This window comes from Kitasatospora sp. NPDC004615 (genome assembly GCF_042873545.1).
Lineage (GTDB): Bacteria > Actinomycetota > Actinomycetes > Streptomycetales > Streptomycetaceae > Kitasatospora.
Genome location: NZ_JBIALQ010000004.1, coordinates 134,661 through 148,885 on the forward strand (window position 1 = coordinate 134,661; position 14,225 = coordinate 148,885).

Annotated in this window: 16 protein-coding genes and 2 pseudogenes; 9 read left to right on the forward strand and 9 right to left on the reverse strand. The window is 72.4% G+C overall.

Annotated features, from left to right (window positions below; translation table 11 throughout):
* Positions 1-69: 69 nt before the first annotated feature.
* Positions 70-2,574: a penicillin acylase family protein gene (locus ACFYS8_RS15445; protein ID WP_387640993.1), complete on the reverse strand. Its 2,505-nt coding sequence runs from the start codon at positions 2,572-2,574 to the stop codon at positions 70-72.
* A 156-nt stretch (positions 2,575-2,730) separates the two neighbouring features.
* Here ACFYS8_RS15445 and ACFYS8_RS15450 point away from each other — a divergent pair, with 156 nt between their 5' ends.
* A complete protein-coding gene (locus ACFYS8_RS15450) occupies positions 2,731-3,321 on the forward strand; it encodes a GrpB family protein (RefSeq protein WP_387640996.1) in 591 nt (196 codons plus the stop codon).
* Between the two features lie 5 nt (positions 3,322-3,326).
* Here ACFYS8_RS15450 and ACFYS8_RS15455 read toward each other — a convergent pair whose 3' ends face one another.
* Complete coding sequence (locus tag ACFYS8_RS15455) at positions 3,327-3,710, reverse strand: VOC family protein (RefSeq protein ID WP_387640999.1); 384 nt, start codon at positions 3,708-3,710, stop codon at positions 3,327-3,329.
* Between the two features lie 87 nt (positions 3,711-3,797).
* Here ACFYS8_RS15455 and ACFYS8_RS15460 point away from each other — a divergent pair, with 87 nt between their 5' ends.
* From ACFYS8_RS15460 to ACFYS8_RS15480, 5 genes and pseudogenes are all read left to right on the forward strand, one after another.
* Positions 3,798-4,379 (forward strand): hypothetical protein, encoded by a 582-nt coding sequence (locus tag ACFYS8_RS15460; RefSeq protein ID WP_387641001.1) that lies wholly within the window; start codon positions 3,798-3,800, stop codon positions 4,377-4,379.
* 193 nt (positions 4,380-4,572) lie between these two features.
* Positions 4,573-4,737, forward strand: a pseudogene (locus ACFYS8_RS15465) (Tn3 family transposase); the annotation flags it as partial.
* A 61-nt stretch (positions 4,738-4,798) separates the two neighbouring features.
* A complete protein-coding gene (locus ACFYS8_RS15470) occupies positions 4,799-5,341 on the forward strand; it encodes an RNA polymerase sigma factor (protein ID WP_387641003.1) in 543 nt (180 codons plus the stop codon).
* Complete coding sequence (locus ACFYS8_RS15475; RefSeq protein WP_387641005.1) at positions 5,338-5,889, forward strand: hypothetical protein; 552 nt, start codon at positions 5,338-5,340, stop codon at positions 5,887-5,889. The genes ACFYS8_RS15470 and ACFYS8_RS15475 overlap by 4 nt, the downstream gene beginning before the upstream one ends.
* A gap of 84 nt (positions 5,890-5,973) precedes the next feature.
* A pseudogene (locus tag ACFYS8_RS15480) lies at positions 5,974-6,093 on the forward strand (ABC transporter ATP-binding protein); the annotation flags it as partial.
* 180 nt (positions 6,094-6,273) lie between these two features.
* Here the strand turns inward: ACFYS8_RS15480 and ACFYS8_RS15485 are convergent.
* Entirely contained in the window at positions 6,274-7,029 is a 756-nt protein-coding gene (locus ACFYS8_RS15485; RefSeq protein WP_387641007.1) for a maleylpyruvate isomerase N-terminal domain-containing protein, read from the reverse strand.
* Positions 7,030-7,156: 127 nt separating this feature from the next.
* Between ACFYS8_RS15485 and ACFYS8_RS15490 the strand changes: the two genes are divergently transcribed.
* Positions 7,157-8,050 (forward strand): class I SAM-dependent methyltransferase, encoded by an 894-nt coding sequence (locus tag ACFYS8_RS15490; RefSeq protein ID WP_387641009.1) that lies wholly within the window; start codon positions 7,157-7,159, stop codon positions 8,048-8,050.
* A gap of 15 nt (positions 8,051-8,065) precedes the next feature.
* On the opposite strand, the gene ACFYS8_RS15495 is transcribed toward ACFYS8_RS15490, so the two are convergent.
* From ACFYS8_RS15495 to ACFYS8_RS15520, 6 genes are all read right to left on the reverse strand, one after another.
* Positions 8,066-8,974: an aminoglycoside phosphotransferase family protein gene (locus ACFYS8_RS15495; RefSeq protein WP_387641012.1), complete on the reverse strand. Its 909-nt coding sequence runs from the start codon at positions 8,972-8,974 to the stop codon at positions 8,066-8,068.
* A 110-nt stretch (positions 8,975-9,084) separates the two neighbouring features.
* Positions 9,085-9,615, reverse strand: coding sequence for a hypothetical protein (locus ACFYS8_RS15500; RefSeq protein WP_387641015.1), 531 nt, complete (start codon positions 9,613-9,615; stop codon positions 9,085-9,087).
* Between the two features lie 63 nt (positions 9,616-9,678).
* Entirely contained in the window at positions 9,679-10,446 is a 768-nt protein-coding gene (locus tag ACFYS8_RS15505; protein ID WP_387641017.1) for a hypothetical protein, read from the reverse strand.
* A 96-nt stretch (positions 10,447-10,542) separates the two neighbouring features.
* Entirely contained in the window at positions 10,543-10,836 is a 294-nt protein-coding gene (locus ACFYS8_RS15510; protein ID WP_387641018.1) for a hypothetical protein, read from the reverse strand.
* A 117-nt stretch (positions 10,837-10,953) separates the two neighbouring features.
* Complete coding sequence (locus ACFYS8_RS15515; RefSeq protein WP_387641020.1) at positions 10,954-11,382, reverse strand: carboxymuconolactone decarboxylase family protein; 429 nt, start codon at positions 11,380-11,382, stop codon at positions 10,954-10,956.
* A 131-nt stretch (positions 11,383-11,513) separates the two neighbouring features.
* Complete coding sequence (locus tag ACFYS8_RS15520) at positions 11,514-12,524, reverse strand: zinc-binding dehydrogenase (protein WP_387641022.1); 1,011 nt, start codon at positions 12,522-12,524, stop codon at positions 11,514-11,516.
* A 268-nt stretch (positions 12,525-12,792) separates the two neighbouring features.
* Between ACFYS8_RS15520 and ACFYS8_RS15525 the strand changes: the two genes are divergently transcribed.
* A complete protein-coding gene (locus ACFYS8_RS15525) occupies positions 12,793-13,329 on the forward strand; it encodes a TetR-like C-terminal domain-containing protein (protein ID WP_387642140.1) in 537 nt (178 codons plus the stop codon).
* Between the two features lie 80 nt (positions 13,330-13,409).
* Complete coding sequence (locus ACFYS8_RS15530) at positions 13,410-14,138, forward strand: maleylpyruvate isomerase family mycothiol-dependent enzyme (RefSeq protein ID WP_387641024.1); 729 nt, start codon at positions 13,410-13,412, stop codon at positions 14,136-14,138.
* Positions 14,139-14,225 lie beyond the last annotated feature (87 nt).

Consider the following 14,225-nt stretch of genomic DNA (forward strand, 5'->3'; position numbering starts at 1 on the left):
CGGACCGGCCGCCGAACACGCACGGGCCGCCGCCGTTCGGGGAACGGCGACGGCCCGGGGTCGGTGCGGTCAGCGGTGCAAGGTGGTGACGGTGAGGCCGGGGGCGGAACGGATCTCGGCCTCGGTGAAGCGCTCGGTCACCCACTGCTTGGCGGCGTAGCGGCGGGTCTGGTCGGTGAAGTGCGGGGAGGTCGGGTCGGCCGACTGCCCGTAGGCGAGCAGCGTCCGGGTGCGCGGGCCCTGCTGGGTCAGCTCGGTGGCCATCAGGAAGCTGGAGCCGTGCGGGACGCCCGCACCGGCCGCCGGGTAGGTGCCGCCGCCCGCGCCCGAACTCGGCTGGGCGGTCAGCACGTTGAAGCAGCCGAGCTGACCGGCGCAGCCGTGCAGCGGGATGCCCGCCCAGCGCTGGACGGCGCCGATCGGGGCGTCCACCGGCAGCCCGGCGGCCGCCAGGCGGCGGACGGCGTCGGCGAACGCGCGCTGCGCGTCGGCGTTGTCGGCGGCGATCCCGCGCGGGGTGGTCAGCGGCCGGGTCGGGTCGTACGGGACGGTCTGCCAGGCCGTGGTGCGGGTGCCCGCCAGCGCGTCGCGGTACGCCTGCCACAGGACGGTGCCGCGGCTGTCGGCGTCGGCCCGGGTGTCCCAGGCGGCGAGCACGTCGCACGCGGCGCGCACGTCGACCCGGGTGCCGTCGGACGCCGTGAGCGCCGGGTGGGCGCGGCACAGGGCGACGGCGTCGTCGCGGTCCAGCTCGGCGCTCTGCACGCGGTTGCCGAACATGGTGGCCCGGAGCGTGTCGAGGGTGAAGCCGGGCGCGCCGAGGCCGTCGGTGCCGGCCCGCCGGTCGGCGATCATCCGCAGGCCCAACTGCGGGCGCGTGGCGATCCGTTGAGCGGCGTTGTAGACGGTGGGCAGGCCGGCCATCGGCGCGTCCGCGTTGGTCAGGTAGGGCCCGTTGTTGGAGTTGGCCACGTAGTCGGTGCGGGTCAGCGCGGGGTGGTTGGCCGGGCCGAAGATGCCGGGCACCAGTGCGTCCGGGTCGCTGCCCGGGTCGCAGGCGGTGGTCGAACCGTCCAGCACGCCGGTGGACCAGGGGCCGGGCACCAGGCAGCGCGTCAGCTGCGCGTCGGGCAGGTGCGGGACGGCGGAGGAGTCGGTGAAGTAGGCAGTGCCGGTGGAGTCCACGGCCGTGGTGTACGCCCACGGGTTGCCCTGGTAGGTGCGCTGGGCCTGCCGAAGCTGGTCGAGGTTCTGCGAACGGCTGACCGCCAGCCACTCGTTGAGCGAGCGGAGGTTGCCGGCGTTGGAGTCGCGCAGGGTGTATGCCTGCTCGCCGGTCCAGCCGTCGGCCAGCACGTAGCCCTGCCGGGACCGGTAGAGGCTGCGGTCGACGGTGGAGAGCGTCCCGTCGGAGGCCCGGACGGTGACCTTCACGGTCTCCGTGGTCATCCGCTCGGCCTTGCCGTCCACCAGGTACGCGGTCGGGTCGCCCGGCACCAGCGACAGGCGGTACAGGGTCGCGTGGTCGGCGTAGCTGGTGGTGTGCGTCCAGGCGAGGCCCTTGGTGTGGCCGATCTGGATGAACGGGAGGCCGTACAGGCCGGCGCCGGCGACGTCCACGACGCCGGGGATGGTCAACTGCGCCTGGTAGAACCGCTCCGGGCCGGTCCACTGGAGGTGCGGGTTGGCCAGCAGCAGACCGTGGCCGTCGCGGTCGGCGTCCCGTCCGATCGCCCAGGCGTTGCTGCCGGTGTCGGGGGTGTCGTCCGCGCTGTGCGACCAGGGCGCAACGGTGGGGGCTTCGGCGGCGGTGGCTCCGGCGGGTGCGGCGGTGGTGGCGGCTTGGGCGGCGGTGGCACCGGCGGGTGCGGCGGGTGCGGCGGTGGTGGCGGCTTGGGCGGCGGTGGCTCCGGCGCCCGGGACGGCCTCGGCGAACTGGGTCTTGGCCACGCCCGACATGGTGTTGACGTTGTAGAGGACGCTCCAGATGTCCTCGGCGGTGATCGGCCCGACCCAGCCCTTCCCCCGGCAGGACGGGTCCGGGAGGTGGTCGACGCCGGTGTCGTGCAGGTAGCGGTTGTACCCCGCGACGTACCCATCGACCAGCTGCCGCGCCTCACCGGTCGGGCCGAGCGGCGCGGGTTCGGCCATCAGCCGCCGCACCGTCCCGGCCTGCAGCAGGCCCCGCTGGTAGGTGTCGCTGTCCAGGTTGCCGGTCCGGTCCGAGGACCGGCCGTCGGCCCCGAACCAGCGCGAGCGCTCGCCGCGCAACGTGACCACCTGGTCGGCGAGTTCGCAGAGGTTGTCCTGCGCGAAGGCGTAGCCGTAGCCGTACCCGAGGCCACCGAAGTCCTGCGCGAGCACGTGCGGGACGCCGTACTCGGTCCGCCGGATCTTGGCGGTCCAGCCGGCCCCCTGGCCTGCTGTCAGTTCGGTGTCGGCGGCGGCTTGTGCCGAGGCGGGCGTGAGCGCGGTCAACAGCCCGGCCGCCAGCCCGAGGGCGAGCGCCCCCGAGGCCAACCGGCGCATTTTCGCGCGAGACTGACGAGCCGTCAGTTTCGTGTTCTCCGTCATGGCCCCACGCTGCCGTTACGGCGTGGGCCGGTCATCGCTCCACGGGACGAGGCGGCCCTCGCCCGCGAGACGTACCCGGGTGCCTCCGGGGTAGGGGCATCCCTTACATCCCTGGGCCCACGGGCGATCCGGGCCGCACGAACTAGAGTGGGGCGAATGGCCGACCTTCAACCCATCGTGGTCTCCCCCTACGACCCAGCCTGGCAGGCGCAAGGACTCGCCCTCGCCGCCGAGTTGCGCGCGGAACTCGCGCCGCTGCCCCTGCACGTCGAGCACATCGGCAGCACCGCGATCCCCGGCATGGCCGCGAAGCCGGTCTTCGACCTCCAGATCAGCGTCACCGATCTCGCCGAAGCCGAACGCGCCTTTGACGGGCCTTTGGCCGCGATGGGATTCCGGTGCTCCCCGTACCAGCGCGACCACGTCCCGGCCGGGCTGGACGACGCCCCCGGCCGGTGGGCCAAGCGGCTGTGGCTGCGCCGCGGACAGGCCGGCGCCGACTGCAACCTGCACGTCCGGCTGCTCGGCTCTCCCAACGAGCGCCTGGCGCTGCTCTTCCGCGACTGGTTCCGCGCGCACCCCGAGGCGGTGCCCGCCTACGCACAGTTCAAGACCGTGCTGGCGGGCGCGGTCGGTGACATCGACACCTACTCCGACGTCAAGGACCCGGTCGTCGACCTCGTCATAGCCGTCGCCAACTCCTGGGCTGCTGCCACGGGTTGGGCCCCGCACAGCAGCCTGGCGTAGCGCGTTCAGACCGCAGGGATGCGGGCGCGCAGGAGGCAGAAGACGTTGCCCTCGGGGTCGGCGAGGACGTGCCAGCTCTCCTCGCCGGTCTGGCCGACGTCGGCGGGTTTGGCGCCGAGGGCGAGCAGGCGGGCGAGTTCGGCGTCCTGGTCACGGTCGGTGGGGCTGACGTCGAGGTGCAGGGGCAGCCTGGCCGGGCGCGGGTCGGTGGTGGGGCTGAGGATCAGGGTGGGCTGCGGGCCGCCGAAGCCGGTGCCGGGCGGCCCGATCTCGATGCCGCCGTCGGGCTCGCGGCCCAGTTCGACGTAGCCGAGCACCTCGCACCAGAACGCGGCGAGCAGTTCGGGGTCGGCGCAGTCCAGGATCAACTCGCTGATGCGGCATGACATGTGGGGCAGTCTAGGCCGGAAGGGGTGCCGGGCGGGTGGGCGCCGGGGATAGGCTGCGCGGGCGGTTCGGGTGAACGGGGGTGGGGCGTGGACGTTCTGCGGGGCAGTCACCGGGTGCACTTCGTCGCGGCGTGGGTCCTCTGCGCCGTCGAACTCCTCTGCCTGGCCGCCACCGCGCCCCCGCTGCGCTGGGCGGCCCCGGCGTGGCTGTGGGCCCCGACGCTCGGCGCGATCGTGCTGGTCTTCGGCACGGCGCTGGTGCGTTCCTGGTCGGTGCGGTTCCTGCGCCGGGGCAGCGGCTTCGGCCTCCTCAAGTACCTGTGGCTGCTGCCGCGCGGCGTGCGGCTCTGCTACGCCGTCGCGGTCTGCCTGATCGCCATCGGGCTGGCCACCGCCGGCGACGCGGCGGAGGTCCGCAACGACGAGTCCGGCCACTACTGGACGAAGCGTGAACCCGGCTCGCACGGACAGAAGTTGGTGCCGGTCCGGATCGACGCGAACGAGTACGCGCGGCGGCGCGGAGCCGAGATCCGGATCTTCACCGGAGTCCCTGCGGCGTTCGCTGTGATCGGCAGCTTCCTCGTCCTGACCGCCGCGCAGACCGCGCACGGAGCCGCCGACGCCGCGGACGCCCCCCAGGAGAGCGGCCGACCGCGACGACGGCGGTAGTGCGCTCGGGGCGACTGGTAGCCGAACAGGACACCCTCTACAGGAGAACCAGCGACTGTGGGAGACCCTGCACGGCATGCCGGCACCGGGCCAGCGGGCAATGCCGGACGAGCTGCTGGCGGTGCCGGCCGGAGCGCGGGTCTCGGAGCTGGACCGGCTGCGGCGCGGGCCGGTGCGGGTGCACCTGACGACCCGCCGGGGCGGCGCGAGCTGGCTCAACATGATCAACGACCAGGCCGCCGGGCCGGGTGGGAAGGTGGTGACCAGCACCCCGCGCGACTCGCTGTACGTGCTGGACCTCCTCTACGACCGCGACGGCGGGCGGCGCCCGGAGACGATCGTCACCGACACCGCCTCTGTAATGGTTGGCGCTGTGCCGGACATTTCCTGGTGACAGCTGTTTCAGAGGAAGGGCGCACATGCCAGGTCAGGAGGATCCGCGGGAGCGGCATCGGTGGCTGGAGGCACTGTACGGGGCCCATGCCGACCGGGTGATGGGCTACCTGGTGCACCGCACGGATCGTGATACCGCGCAGGAGATCGTGTCGGAGACGTTCCTGCTGGCCTGGCGCAAGCAGAAGTCGGTGCCGGACGATGCGCTGCCGTGGCTGCTTGCGGCGGCACGCCGGCTGCTGGCCAACCGGGTGCGCTCGGACCTGCGGCGCCAGGCGCTCGCGGAACGCATGCAAGCGGTGCTGAACGACGCTCCTTCGACGGCCTTTGAGGACCGCGTCGCGGACCGCGAACACGTCTTCCGGGTGCTGATGCTCCTGACCGAGACCGACCGAGAAGTCCTGCTACTCGCCGGCTGGTACGACCTGACCGCGCAGCAGGCCGCCACGGCGCTGGGCTGCAGCAGGGCGGCCTACACGCTCCGCCTCCACCGCGCCCGAAAGCGGTTCCGCACGGCTCTGGAACAGCAAGCGTCTCTCACCACCATCAACTCGGAGGTACCCGCGTGAGGAACGACCCGGTGCTGAACACCATCCAGCAGCTACGCCCGCAGGACGCTGAGGGCTGGGCGCAGTCACCTCAGGGGCAGCAGGTCCTCGATTCGGTGCTGAGCCAGGCACAGGCCCCGGCCGAGCGGAGGCGGCCGTCGCGGACGGTGGTGGTCGGCGGCGCGCTACTGGCCATGGTGGCAGGCGGTGGCGCCATGGCTGCCGCAGGCGGGCTGCCGTGGAGTGAACCGGGGCAAACCGCGATGTGCGCGCGGACGCTCTCCCCGGACGCGGACCTCGCCGAGGTGTCCACCACGAAGGGCTTCGATTCCCGGAATCCGGGTGCATCCTGCGCCCGGCAGTGGACGCAGATGTGGGGTCCCTCCGAGCCCGTGCCGACGTCCTTCACCGCATGCTTCCACCCAGGTGCCGACGTCACGGACCCCGACGGCGGCTACCACCGTGACCCGCATGCCCCCGGCGGGCCGGTCATCTACCCCGCTGATGGCCTGAGCCCGGAGCAGGCGTGCGCCCACATCGGGGCCAAGCCCATCCCGGTCGGCCCGTAACTCTTTCCGGCGCGGGGACGACGACAATGGCGTCGCACCGGCCCGGGCCGCGCTCACGCTGCCTGCTCTACTAAGGACGATTCCTTGATCGAATTACAGGGCCTGACCAAACGCCACGGTGCCAGGACGGTCGTTGACCGGCTCAGCTTCCGGGTGCGGCCCGGTGTCGTCACCGGCTTCCTGGGGCCCAACGGGTCCGCTGAGCGAGATGGCGCAGACCGCCGACCACCTGATCGTGATCGGGCAGGGCCGGCTGCTGGCCGACGTTGGCAGGTGGTGTGGAGCATGGCCTTGATGTCATCGGGAGGCGCGCCGGAGGGAGTGAACGGTGTCGCTCCGTCCGGCGCGGCCTCGTTGTGGTTTCGTCGCGGCCTCGTTGCGGACTCAGCCCAGGCGGGGCCAGATGAGCAGGTGGGGGAGTAGGGTCGGGTCGTCGCCGGTGACGCGGACCGCGGTGGGTGGGTGGCGGCGGTGCAGGGTGAGTAGCAATTCGCTGGCGGGTGCGGTGAGTTCGAGGGCGACGGGGTGCTCGTCCGGGGCGAGGCGCTTCGGGCCGGACGCGGTGATTTCCGCCAGCCAGCTCGGGCCCTCGTCGGTGCGCAGGCGGATGCGGGCCGGGCCGTGTTGCCAATCGGTGGCGGTGCCCCAGGAGAGGGCGAGGAACTCGTCGATGCCGTCGACGGCCACGGCCGGTGCGACCGGTTGCGGTGTGCCGACGGCGAGTTGGGCGTCGTAGGCGTGCACGGCGGCCTCCTGCACCTGGTGCCGGGCGGCCGCCCCGGTGTCCTGCGGGGCGTCGGCTTCCTGCCACCACGTCCAGCAGGGCCGTTGCGGCCCTGCCTCGCGAAGTGCCTTGAGGAGGGCGGAAGTTGCCTCTGCCGAGGCGGCCAGTGCCTGTTCGGGGGAGAGGTCGGTGTCCGGCCTGATCCTGATCGGGACGAAGCCGGGGCCGGCGGTGACGGCGGCCGTCCAGAAGCGTTGGACGACGGTGAGGTGCGCGAGCAGGTCGGGCAGCTGCCAGTCCGGGCAGCTGGGGACGGTGGCGTGCGGGTCGGGCGCGGTGGCGATGGTGTGGCGGAGCATCGCGGAGTGTTCGTCGATCTGGTTCAGCAGCGCCGGAAAGGCGGGAGTGAAAGCCATTGCACCTGCCTATCACGCAAGACCGGCGCCCCGCGCGGGAATTGTTGCGGAAAGCACACTGAATGGCACTATCGAAAAATTGTTGAATATGATATGCTGTCAGAAAGTGCTATTAGTGTTTCCGGGCATGGAAAGCCATGCACAGCCGAACGCCCACCAGCCCAGCCGGACCGCCCTGATGTCGGCCGCCGCCCGAGCCGCCCACCTGCTCGTCGACCAGCAGCCGCCGATCTTCGCCGACACCCTCGCGGTCACCCTCCTCGGCGAGAGCGCCGAGCAACTGATCGGCTACCACCGCCAGTTCGGCACCCACCCGATCCTGGCCGGCGCCCGCACCACCGCCGTCACCCGCAGCCGCTGCGCCGAGGACCGCCTCGCCGAGGCCGTGGCCCGGCGCGGCATCGACCAGTACGTCCTGCTCGGCGCCGGCCTGGACTCCTTCGCCTGCCGCAGTGAACTCGCCCGCGGCATCCGGGTGTTCGAGGTGGACCACTTTCGCACCCAGAGCTGGAAGCGGAACCGTCTGGCCGTCTCCGGGATCACCGTCCCGCCGGCGGTGTCCTTCGTCCCGCTCGACCTCGAACAGGGCGGCGCCTGCGCCCTGACCGCCGCGCTGACGGCCGCCGGCTTCGACCCGCAGCGGCCGGCCGTGGTGAGCTGGCTGGGCGTCACCATGTACCTGAGTGTCGAGGCGATCGGCCAAGTGCTGTCCACTATCGGTGAGTTCGCGCCGGGCACCGAACTGATCGCCGAATACCTGCTCCCCGCCGAACACCGCGACCCGGCCGGGCAGACCTACGCCGAGCAGGTGCAGGCCGCGGCCGCCGAGGGCGGCGAGCCGTGGCGAACGTTCCTCACCGTCGAGGAGATGGACACCCTGCTGGGCGCCCACGGCCTGCGTTCGCTCGCCCACCTGCGGCAGCGCGACACCGTGGACGCCCAAGTGTGGGAGAAGCGGACCGACGCACTGCGCCCGTTCGAACTCTCCGTGCTGGCCCATGCGGTGGTGCCGGAGCGCTGACCGTCGGCGGGGCGGTCAGAGCCCGGCCGGGTCGTCCAGGACGGCGCGCAGGCGGGCGACGCACTCGGCGACGAAGGCCGGGTTGCTCGTCCAGTAGTACGGCACCCCGCTGATTGCTGCCGCCACTGCCCAGCCACAAGCCCGTTGCCAGGTCTGCTCGTTGAGGTCCAGCGCCGCCCGGTAGGCGTGGCGGGCGGCCGCCGGGAAGTCCCACAGCGGGGCGTGTTCCGCATCCGGGAACCCGACCGACAGGCCGCCGAAGTCGATGATCGCGCGCAGCCGGCCGTCCCGGACCAGCAGGTTGGACGGCTTCAGGTCGCCGTGCAGCCACACCCGGGGGCCGGACGGGGCGGGCAGGGTGAGCGCCTGGTGCCAGATCGCCTGGAGCCGGTCGAGGTCCAGGTCGAGGCCGGAGAGGGCGTGGGCCTGGGCGAAGGACTCGTCGATCGCGTCGGCGATGGCCGTCAACTCCCCACCCCGGTACCAGTGCAGGCCGCCCCACTCGCTCTCGTCCGGCAGCGGGACGGCGTGCAGACTGCGGACCGCCGCCGCCAACTCCGCCCCGAACGCCGCCCAGTCGGGCACCGAATCCGGACCGGGTTCGGTGCCCTCGATCCACCGGTACACCGACCACGGCAACGGGAACCCACCCCCCGGCACCCCCTCGTGCACCGGCTCCGGCACCCCGCACGCCAACTCCGCTGCCAGCCGCGGCAACCACACCTGCTCCTTGCGCACCGCGCCGGCCGTCCCCGGCGTCCGGGGCAGCCGCACCAGCAACTCGTCCCCGAGCCGGAACATCCGGTTGTCGGTGCCCGACCCCGCCGCGAGGATCGGCAGCTCGGCCCACTCCGGCCGTTGTTCGGCCAGCAGGCTGCGGACCACGGATTCGTCGGTCGGGATCTCGTCCTCGTGCAGTGTCATGCCGCGAGTATTCAATACGGGCCCGTTCCGCTGCGAACGGAATTCCGGCCCGCGCAAGCAGGGAAGGGGCCGCTCGCCGGGTGCCGTCCGCGGACCCGGCGGGCGGCCCCTCACGCCTTCTCGACCGTGTAATACACCTCGTACTGCCAGGAGTTGACCGCGCCCGGCTTCGAGCTGCACGTCCACTTCTTGTCGGTACCCGGCTTCAGGTCCTTGATCGGCACGTCCAGGGCGAGTTGCCCCAGCTTGTCGTCCGGGTCGAGTCCGCCGAGGACCGCATTCGCCGCCGTGCCCGCGGTCGACACGAGCAGCTCGCCGGTCGGGACGGGTAGCGCCCCCGCCGCGGCGGTGATTCTGGCGGCCGCGTCCCCGCGCCGCTGCCAGTCGCGCTTCGAGTCCTGGTTGTAGGCGGCAAGCCCGAGATGCAGCGTATCGGTGTCCCTGACAGGGCCGTTGAAGACCACACGCTGGTCGGCGGGGAACGGAAGCTCCTGCCCGTCCTTGATCTGCATGGGGGAAACCAGAGCCGGCTGGGTCTTTCCTCCGGCGACGGTGGCTCCCACCACGTAGAAATCGTCGGCTCCGCTCTGGTTCTCGGTGTTGATGCACTTGACGCGGTTGAGCGTGATCCTGAGATTCATGGCAGCCTTCCGATGCTGTCCGCGAGAGATGTTCATGGGCCGGCGGACCTCGAGGGGCTACCGTCACACGGACCCGCGAGGGCGCCGTCGAGGTCCGGGCCAGGGGTAGCCGAGTTGATCGGCGAACTTCTTCGAACCTCCGCAGACCTCGGCGACCTCGCGAGGATCCTCGGCCGTGAGGTGCGCCTCAAGGGCTTCCGCCTGGTCGGCGGGGCGGTCGGCCGAGATCGGGACGGTCAGCTTGAACTGAATCCAGGGGCGGTCCTCGCTGATCGCGGCGCGGCCGGGGTGAAAGAACAGGACGTTGATCCGGTCGGGTTCCCAGGGCCAGGCGGAGACGTCCTGCAGCTCGCACTCCCAGGCGGTCAGCCACTCGGTGCGCTCCCGGAGTCGTTCCGCCAGCAGCCTGGCGACTGTTCGGGCCGGCCATTCCCAGGAGTGATCCGCCCCGGCCCGGCGGAGCTCGGCCGCGTACTGGGCGGCGTCGAACCGGAACTCCGGGAGGTCGACGCCCTCGGCATCGACCGGGTTGCGCCAGCCGTCCCAGACCACGTGCGGCCCGTCGCGCCGGACAGTGACGTAGATCGCGCCGCAGCACGCCTCGGTGCAGCCGGCCTCGGCGAGCCGCACCTCGCGAGGGGTGTCGGTTGCGAGCAGCGGCGTTTTCGGGCCCAGCAGATCGCGGGGATCGACGGCCGGGCCCTCGTCGAACACCTCGGCCAGGACGTCCCGTCCGTCGACGATCGGCCGGCACTCCACCGCTGTGGCCTGCCGGTCTCCGAGCCGCGGTACGACGAGGCGGAGGGACAGCAGGTGCGGTTCTGTGGTCACTGCCCGATGGTCTCGAAGGCAGCGGCGGTTGTCAGCTGCGTTACTGCCTGGAGGGCAGCTGGGCACCCCGCTTGCCGGGAGCGGGCCGGGCCGTCGCTACTTGATGAACACGCTGGCGCCGAACTCCTGGGTCGTGCTGCCGCCCGGAGGAACGACCGCGATCACCTGGCCGGTGCAGTTCGGGCCGTCGTAGACGAGGGCGTACTCGTCGGTGTCGTTGCGCAGGATGAGCGGGAAGATCTGCGCGTTGTAGCAGCCGCTCGGATTGTTGATGGTCTGGTTGGGAGCGATGATCAGCGTTCCATTGGCCGCCAGGGCCGCGCCGGGCAGAGTGAGGGCGATGGTGCCCGCGGTGGCGAGGGTGCCGAGCACGGTTGCGAGACGTCGCACGGTGACTCCTTGGGATTGGGGTGAGCGGGGCCGAAGTGCCCCGGGCCCAACCTCGCTTCCCGACGGAGCCGCCGCAATTCCCGTGCGCCGAGCGGGCGTACGCGTACGCATGGACGGTCACGCGGGGACGACGGGCAGCAGACCGCGTTCGGCGAAGACCTGCTTGGCGGCGAAAGTGGCGTTCAGGGCGCGCGGGAAGCCGCAGTACACGGCGGAGTGCAGCAGCGCCTCGACGATTTCCTGCGGCGTCAGGCCGACGTTGAGCGCCGCGTTGACGTGCACCCGGAGCTGCGGCTCGCAGCCGCCGAGCGCGGTGAGCATGCCAAGGGTGACCAACTGGCGATCGCGCGGGGCGAGTTCGGGGCGGGAGTAGATCTCGCCGAAGCCCCAGGCGGCGACCTGGTGGGCGAGTTCGGGCGAGATGTCGGACAGTGCGGCGAGCACGTTCTCGCCCGCCTCGCCGTCGATCCGGCCGAGGACGTCGAGGCCGTGCTCGAGACGCTGCTGGCGGGTGGTGGCTTCGGGGTGCGCGGCGGTGGGGGTCATGAGAGCGGTCTCCAGTGGTTGGTCGGTGTCGGGGGAACGACGGACACCGTAGGAGTTGGAGTGCGCTCGAACGCAAACGGCCCGGCCCGCCCCGGGAGATGACGGGACGGGCCGGGCCAACTGGCCGGACGTCAGGGCTTGAGGATCAGGCGGATCGGGTTGCCCTGCTTGGTGTGCAGGCGCTCGACGGCCTCCGCGGCCTGCTCCAGCGGGAGCACCTCGCTGACCGAGCGGGAGAAGTCCAGCCGGCCGCCGGCGGCGAGCGCGATCAGCTGCGGGACGGCGTTCTCCTCCGAGCCGTAGTGGCCGCGGATCTGCTGCTGGAGGTAGGAGAACCGGACGCTGTTGGCGACCGTCAGCGGCTGGTCGGTGAGGCCGACGAGCACCAGGCGCCCGTGCGCGCCGAGTACCGTCAGCGCCTGCTCGCGCACGGCGGGGACGCCGGCGAAGTCGAACGCGGCGGCCAGGCCGGCCCCGCCGGTCGCGGCGCCGATCTTCGCGGCGAGCTCCGGGTCGGCCGAGTCGAGGACCAGGTCCGCGCCGAAGGCGAGGGCCCGCTCGCGGGCGGCGGGGGACGGGTCCACCGCGATGACCGGGTTCGCGCCGATCGCCCGCAGCAGCTGCACGCCGTGCGCGCCGAGACCGCCGACACCCCACACGCCGACCGGCTCGGCCGGGCGGATCTGGCCGGTCGTGGTGATGGCGCCCCACGGGGTGGAGACCGCGTCCGGAATGATCGATCCCTGCTCGAACGGGATCGACTCGGGCAGCCGGATCAGCGTGTCCTTGCGGGCGAGCGCGTACTCGGCCCAGCCGCCGTCGTAGTCCACACCGCGCGTCCAGGTGGTGCCGTCGCGCTTCTCGCCGGCCTGCAGCACGACCCGGTCGCCGACCTGCCAGGCGCCCGCGTCCGGGCCCAACTCGGCGACGGTGCCCGCGACTTCGTGCCCGAGGGTGACGCTCTCGCCCGGCAGGTACAGCGGGGTGAGCGAGCCCTCGATCAGGTGCACGTCGGACAGGCAGACGCCGGCCGCCTCGACCTTGATCAGCACCTGGCCGGCGCCGGGGACGGGACGCTCCACCTCCTCGACGCTCAGCTTGCGGGTGGGCAGGTGCAGACGGACGGCGCGCATCCGGGCCATGGTCGATCCTCTCCGGCCGACGGCGAACTCGTCGGCGGCCTCGTTGCCGCAGCGCCCTGCCGGGGTATATCGCAAGGCGACTTGCATTGCTGAGGCTACGACGCGACACACCGCAATGCAAGGAGGCCTGCGTTAGGCTTCGGGCGTGTCGAAGGAGAAGCGGACGGGATCCACGAAGAAGCCGGGCGGGCCTGCGGGGCCGGATTCGACCGGCGACGCACTGCCCGAGGGGAGGTCCGCCACCCCGCTGCGCCGGCGCGGCGCCGCCATGCGACGGGCCGTGCTCGACGCCACCGTGCGCCTGCTCGCCGAGGGCGGACTCGACGCCGCCAGCGTCTCGGCCGTCGCGGCCGCCGCCGGCGTGCACGAGACGTCCGTCTACCGCAACTGGGGCACCCGCGAACACCTGCTCCGCGAGGCACTCGCCGACTACACCGACCACGCCCTGCCACTGCCCGACACCGGCAGTCTCCGCGAGGACCTGCGCCAACTCCTCACCGCCCTCGGCGCGTTCCTCGACACCCCCGAAGGCCCCGCCCTGCTCCACCTGAGCATCGCCCCGGCCACCGCCGAGACCCGCAGCGGCCGCGACGCCTACTGGGCCGAGCGGCTGCAACGCGCCGAGATCCTGCTGCGCCGGGCCGCCGAACGCGGCGAGATCCGGCCGGACGTCGATGCCCGGGCGGCGGTCGAGGCGCTGATGAGCCCGCTGCTCGCGCGCCACCTGCTGCTCGGGGAGCCCGTCACCGCCGAGTTCCTGTCCTCCCTGGTGGACCTGGTGGTGGACGGCCTGGCCCCGCGCTGAGGCCGACTGCCGTGCGCTGACCGGCGACGGTGCTGGTCCGGGTCCGGTTCGGGGGAGGGTGTGCCGGGCATGTCCGGGGGATGACCGACCCCACCGACTTCGACCCGGCGGCGGCGCTGGAGCAGCTCGCCGCCGCGACCGGCCAACTGCTTCGGACGGCGTCCGGGTTCACCGACGCCGACGTCCGCGCGCCGTCGCTGTTGCCGGGCTGGTCGCGCGGGCACGTGCTGACCCATCTGGCGCGCAACGCCGACGGTGGCCGGCGGTTGCTCGGCTGGGCACGGACGGGGATGGAAGCGGCGGAGTACCCGAGCCTGGCCGCCCGGGACGAGCAGATCGAGGCGGGCGCGGGCCGCGGCGCGGCCGAGCTGCTGGCCGACCTCCGGTGCAGCGCCGTCGCATTCGAGGCCGAGTACCGGCGGATGCCGCCCGAGGCGTGGCACCGGACCGTCCGCTGGACTCGCGGCCAGGAGCGCCCCGCGTTGCGCGCCGCCGATGCCCGGCTGTGCGAAGTGCTGGTCCACCACGCCGACTTGGACGCGGGCTACACGCCGGCCCACTGGCCGGCCGACTTCGTCGAGGCGATGCTCGGCCGGGTGGTGGCCTCCTTCGCCGCACGCGAGCACGCACCCGCGATGCGACTGCACGCCACCGACACCGGCGCCACGTACGGCACCTCCGGGCCGCGTCAGCCGGTGGTCGGCGGGCCGCAACATGCCCTGCTGGCCTGGCTGATGGGTCGATCCTTGGGCGCGGACCTGCTGGTGCGCAACGCTCTCGCGCTCCCCGCGCCGCCGTTCCTCTACTGAGGCGTCCGGCCGGATTGCGAGCCGTCCGTAGTCAGAGCGTCACTCTCGCCGAATCACAAGATCTACGCCTCTTCCACTTTTCGCCCC

Bases quoted from the DNA above. Each gene is read 5' to 3' on its own strand.
- ACFYS8_RS15445 (WP_387640993.1), bottom strand. From the start codon at position 2,574: ATGACGGAGAACACGAAACTGACGGCTCGTCAGTCTCGCGCGAAAATG.
- ACFYS8_RS15450 (WP_387640996.1), top strand. From the start codon at position 2,731: ATGGCCGACCTTCAACCCATCGTGGTCTCCCCCTACGACCCAGCCTGG.
- ACFYS8_RS15455 (WP_387640999.1), bottom strand. From the start codon at position 3,710: ATGTCATGCCGCATCAGCGAGTTGATCCTGGACTGCGCCGACCCCGAA.
- ACFYS8_RS15470 (WP_387641003.1), top strand. From the start codon at position 4,799: ATGCCAGGTCAGGAGGATCCGCGGGAGCGGCATCGGTGGCTGGAGGCA.
- ACFYS8_RS15485 (WP_387641007.1), bottom strand. From the start codon at position 7,029: ATGGCTTTCACTCCCGCCTTTCCGGCGCTGCTGAACCAGATCGACGAA.
- ACFYS8_RS15490 (WP_387641009.1), top strand. From the start codon at position 7,157: ATGGAAAGCCATGCACAGCCGAACGCCCACCAGCCCAGCCGGACCGCC.
- ACFYS8_RS15495 (WP_387641012.1), bottom strand. From the start codon at position 8,974: ATGACACTGCACGAGGACGAGATCCCGACCGACGAATCCGTGGTCCGC.
- ACFYS8_RS15500 (WP_387641015.1), bottom strand. From the start codon at position 9,615: ATGAATCTCAGGATCACGCTCAACCGCGTCAAGTGCATCAACACCGAG.
- ACFYS8_RS15515 (WP_387641020.1), bottom strand. From the start codon at position 11,382: ATGACCCCCACCGCCGCGCACCCCGAAGCCACCACCCGCCAGCAGCGT.
- ACFYS8_RS15520 (WP_387641022.1), bottom strand. From the start codon at position 12,524: ATGGCCCGGATGCGCGCCGTCCGTCTGCACCTGCCCACCCGCAAGCTG.
- ACFYS8_RS15525 (WP_387642140.1), top strand. From the start codon at position 12,793: ATGCGACGGGCCGTGCTCGACGCCACCGTGCGCCTGCTCGCCGAGGGC.
- ACFYS8_RS15530 (WP_387641024.1), top strand. From the start codon at position 13,410: ATGACCGACCCCACCGACTTCGACCCGGCGGCGGCGCTGGAGCAGCTC.